Genomic DNA, 4,482 nt, shown 5'->3' on the forward strand with positions numbered 1-4,482 from the left:
GAAAACAAAAGTTTTCAGACGGCATCTAGCTTTATAATCCGATACAAGTTATCATTTCGATTTACTTTATTTCCGACTACGGAGAAACTCTATGTTACGTTTGACCGCTTTAGCCGTATGCTGCACCCTCGCTTTGGGTGCGTGTTCACCAAAAGATTCTGCTTCCAATCAGGCACAAACTGCTTCCGCTTCTGCCGCCCAAACCGAAGGCGCAAGCCTGACGGTGAAAACCACGCGCGGTGAGGCAACAGTGCCGCAAAATCCGGAGCGTATCGCCGTTTACGATTTGGGCATGCTCGACACTTTAAACAAACTGGGCGTGAAAACCGGTTTGTCCGTCGACAAAAACCGCCTGCCCTACTTGGACGAATATTTCAAAACCACGAAACCTGCCGGCACGCTGTTTGAGCCTGACTACGAGGCCTTAAACGCTTACAAACCGCAGCTCATCATCATCGGCAGCCGTGCAGCCAAAGCATTTGACAAGTTGAACGCCATTGCGCCGACCATCGAGATGACTGCCGAAACCGCCAATCTGAAAGAAAGCTCAAAAGAGCGCATCGACGCGCTGGGGCAAATCTTTGGCAAACAGGCGGAAGCGGACAAGCTGAAAGCGGAAATCGATGCTTCGTTTGAAGCGGCGAAAACCGCTGCGCAAGGCAAAGGCAAAGGTTTGGTGGTATTAGTCAACGGCGGTAAGATGTCGGCTTTCGGCCCTTCTTCCCGTTTGGGAGGTTGGTTGCATAAAGATATCGGCGTTCCCGCTGTTGATGAATCGATTAAAGAAGGCAGCCACGGCCAGCCTATCAGCTTTGAATACCTGAAAGAGAAAAACCCTGATTGGCTGTTTGTTTTGGACCGCGGCGCGGCCATCGGTGAAGAAGGTCAGGCTGCTAAAGATGTTTTGAACAATCCTTTGGTTGCCGAAACAACTGCATGGAAAAAAGGCCAAGTCGTGTACCTCGTGCCGGAAACCTATCTGGCGGCCGGCGGCGCACAAGAATTGCTGAACGCTTCCAAACAGGTCAGCGATGCGTTTAATGCGGCCAAGTAATTCAGCGCGGACATAGCCGCCCGCTTCTTTCAGACGGCCTAAAGGGTTTGATGATTCACAGGGTCAAGCTGCTTGATCTGAAGTCATTGGATTTAGGCCGTCTGAAAATACATGGTGCAAATGGACAATTTTTGCCTGTTTGCATCTGTTTTTATGATGGGCAAACCTGCCTTTTTTGCCAAATACCTTAACCCTTCTTTCAGACGGCCTTATTTTTTCCGAACCATTTTATGTTTCATAAACCTTCATTTTTAAATGCGGTCAACGGTGTGGCGCTGCTGATATTGTTTGCCGTCAGCCTGTCGGTCGGCGTGGCCGACTTCAAATGGTCCGCCCTGTTTTCGCTATCCGACAGCCAGCAAGTCATGTTCATCAGCCGCCTGCCGCGCACGTTTGCGATTGTGCTGACGGGTGCATCGATGGCGGTGGCCGGCATGATTATGCAGATTTTGATGCGCAACCGTTTTGTCGAACCGTCGATGGTGGGCGCAAGCCAAAGCGCGGCTTTGGGTTTGCTGCTGATGACCCTGCTGCTTCCGGCCGCGCCACTGCTGGCAAAAATGTCGGTTGCCGCCGTTGCCGCGCTGATCGGGATGTTGGTCTTTATGCTGCTGATCCGCCGCCTGCCGCCGACCGCGCAACTGATGGTGCCTTTGGTCGGGATTATTTTCGGCGGTGTGATTGAGGCGGTGGCCACCTTTATCGCGTATGAAAACGAAATGCTGCAAATGCTAGGCGTGTGGCAACAGGGCGATTTTTCCGGCGTGTTGCTCGGACGGTATGAATTGTTGTGGGCAACGGGGATTTTGGCTTTGTTTGCCTATTTGATTGCCGACCAGCTGACGATTTTGGGTTTGGGCGAAACGGTGAGCGTAAATTTGGGGCTGAACCGGACGGCGATTCTGTGGTCGGGGTTGATTATTGTGGCGCTGATTACGTCTTTGGTGGTCGTGACGGTCGGCAATATTCCGTTTATCGGCCTAGTCGTGCCGAACATCATCAGCCGCCTGATGGGCGACAAGCTGCGCCAAAGCCTGCCTGCGGTAGCCTTGCTGGGCGCGTCTTTGGTGTTGCTGTGCGATATTGTCGGACGCGTGATTGTGTTTCCGTTTGAAATTCCGGTCTCTACGGTTTTTGGCGTGATGGGGACGGCTTTGTTTTTATGGCTTTTATTAAGGAAACCTGCTCATGCCGTCTGAAAAAAATATCGGTTTTATGGCAGGAAGCAGCCGTCCCTTGTGGGTCGCCTTTGCGCTGTTGCTGGTTTCCTGCGTTCTGTTTATGACGCTCAACGTCAAAGGCGATTGGGACTTTGTCTTGCATCTGCGTCTGACCAAGCTTGCCGCGCTGCTCATGGTTGCCTATGCGGTCGGCGTGTCCACGCAACTCTTCCAAACGCTGACCAACAATCCGATTCTGACCCCTTCGATTTTGGGTTTCGATTCGCTGTATGTGTTTTTGCAGACCTTGCTGGTGTTTACGCTCGGCGGCGTGGGCTATGCTTCCCTGCCGTTGACGGGCAAATTCGGCTTTGAACTGGTCGTCATGATGGGCGGCTCGCTGCTGTTGTTCTACACGCTCATCAAACAGGGCGGACGCGATTTGTCGCGCATGATTTTAATCGGCGTGATTTTCGGGATTTTGTTCCGCAGCCTGTCATCGCTGCTTTCGCGCATGATTGATCCCGAAGAATTTACCGCCGCGCAGGCGAATATGTTTGCCACCTTCAATACTGTCCATTCAGAATTGTTGGGCATCGGCGCAATCGTGTTGCTCATCAGCGCCGCCGTGATCTGGCGCGAACGCCATCGCCTCGATGTTTACCTACTCGGCCGCAATCAAGCCGTCAATTTGGGCATCAACTACACGCGCAACACCTTATGGCTGCTGTTGTGGATCGCCGCGCTGGTTGCGACCGCCACTGCCGTTGTCGGCCCAGTGAGCTTTTTCGGCCTGCTGGTTGCCGCGCTGGCCAACCATTTTTCCCCGTCGGTAAAACATTCCGTCCGCCTGCCCATGACTTTTTGTGTCGGCGGCATCCTGTTGGTCGGCGGGCAAACCATCTTCGAACACTTCCTCGGCATGCAGGCTGTATTGAGCGTGGTCGTCGAATTTGCAGGCGGATTGGTATTTTTATATTTGGTGTTGAAAAAGAAATAAATTAAACGTGCCCAACCGCTCGCAAAAATAAACTCAGGCCGTCTGAAACCTTCAGACGGCCTAAGCAAACCCATAAAGGACAACCCTCATGACACAAGAACGCCTCCCTTCATTCTTCGATAATGCCCCGACCATTACCGTCCAAGACGCATTGGCCGACTTCCTCGGCGCAGCCGAAAACGGCACCCTCACTTACCGCTACGCCGATGCCGTGCGCCTGTGCGGCCACTCCTGCCCGACTGTCGCCGGTGCCTACCTGATGGTGGTCAAAGGCCTGAAAGCCCTTTACGGCGTAGAGCTGCCGCAACGCGGCGACATCGAAGCCTTTATGCAGGGCGAGCGTGACGAAGGCACGACCGGCGTGACCGCTTCCGTCGTCCAACTCCTTACCGGTGCGGCACCTGAAACCGGCTTTGGCGGCGTAGGCCCAGCCGGGCGCTTTGCCCGCCGCCACCTCTTGTCCTTTGGTGCAGGCGAAATCAACGGCACACTCGCGCTCCGCCGCCGCGATACCGGCAAAACCGTTGCCGTCAGCCTCAACGCCGCGCTCCAACCCTTTGCGCCGCAAATGCGCGACATCATGCCCAAAGCCGTCAGTGGCAGCGCAAGTGCCGACGAACTCAAACAATTCGGCGAGCTTTGGCAAGAACGCGTTCGCGCCTTCCTGATTGACCAAGCCGACAATCCCGAATTTGTCACCGTCAGTGAAATCTAAAAACACCATACAGGAATAAAATTCAGACGGCCTCATGCTGAAAGGCTGTCTGAAACCCCAACTTCCCATTTTCGGACCCGCCTATGATTACCATCCGCAACGTCAGCCACACCATCGGCAGCAACCCCATCCTCAACGACGTCAGCCTCGACATTCCCGAAGGCGGCATTACCGCGCTGATCGGCCCGAACGGCGCAGGCAAGTCCACCCTCCTCTCCTTTATGGCGCGCCTGCAGCCCTTGATACACGGCAACATCAGCTACGCAGGCAAAGACATCAAAACCACCCCCACCGCCGAACTCGCCCGCACGCTCTCCATCCTCACCCAAGAAAACAGCATCATGAGCCGCATTACCGTGCGCGACCTGCTCATGTTCGGCCGTTATCCCTACCACCAAGGCAGGCCGTCTGAAAACGACAAAACCATCGTCGAAGAAGCGCTTGCCGAGTTCCACCTGCAAGACTTTGCCGACCGTTACCTGACCGAGCTTTCCGGCGGCCAACGCCAACGCGCCATGATTGCCATGGTATTCTGCCAGCGCACCGACTACGT

Annotated in this window: 5 protein-coding genes; all 5 read left to right on the forward strand. The window is 54.4% G+C overall.

What is annotated here, in order from left to right:
* Positions 1-91 precede the first annotated feature (91 nt).
* The gene (locus ACTHSP_RS18165) at positions 92-1,054 is read left to right on the forward strand and encodes a siderophore ABC transporter substrate-binding protein (protein WP_371464537.1); all 963 of its coding nucleotides are present in this window, start codon (positions 92-94) and stop codon (positions 1,052-1,054) included.
* 230 nt (positions 1,055-1,284) lie between these two features.
* Entirely contained in the window at positions 1,285-2,253 is a 969-nt protein-coding gene (locus tag ACTHSP_RS18170) for an ABC transporter permease (RefSeq protein ID WP_070873659.1), read from the forward strand.
* A complete protein-coding gene (locus tag ACTHSP_RS18175) occupies positions 2,243-3,214 on the forward strand; it encodes an iron chelate uptake ABC transporter family permease subunit (protein WP_070460552.1) in 972 nt (323 codons plus the stop codon). Before ACTHSP_RS18170 ends, ACTHSP_RS18175 begins: the two co-directional genes overlap by 11 nt.
* 88 nt (positions 3,215-3,302) lie before the next feature.
* Entirely contained in the window at positions 3,303-3,929 is a 627-nt protein-coding gene (locus ACTHSP_RS18180; RefSeq protein WP_070460554.1) for an FmdE family protein, read from the forward strand.
* 83 nt (positions 3,930-4,012) lie between these two features.
* The coding region (locus tag ACTHSP_RS18185; protein WP_440346604.1) for an ATP-binding cassette domain-containing protein at positions 4,013-4,482 on the forward strand (470 nt) is incomplete at its 3' end.

It is taken from the genome of Neisseria sp. P0001.S005 (assembly GCF_051963715.1).

Bases quoted from the DNA above. Each gene is read 5' to 3' on its own strand.
- ACTHSP_RS18165 (WP_371464537.1), top strand. From the start codon at position 92: ATGTTACGTTTGACCGCTTTAGCCGTATGCTGCACCCTCGCTTTGGGT.
- ACTHSP_RS18170 (WP_070873659.1), top strand. From the start codon at position 1,285: ATGTTTCATAAACCTTCATTTTTAAATGCGGTCAACGGTGTGGCGCTG.
- ACTHSP_RS18180 (WP_070460554.1), top strand. From the start codon at position 3,303: ATGACACAAGAACGCCTCCCTTCATTCTTCGATAATGCCCCGACCATT.
- ACTHSP_RS18175 (WP_070460552.1), top strand. From the start codon at position 2,243: ATGCCGTCTGAAAAAAATATCGGTTTTATGGCAGGAAGCAGCCGTCCC.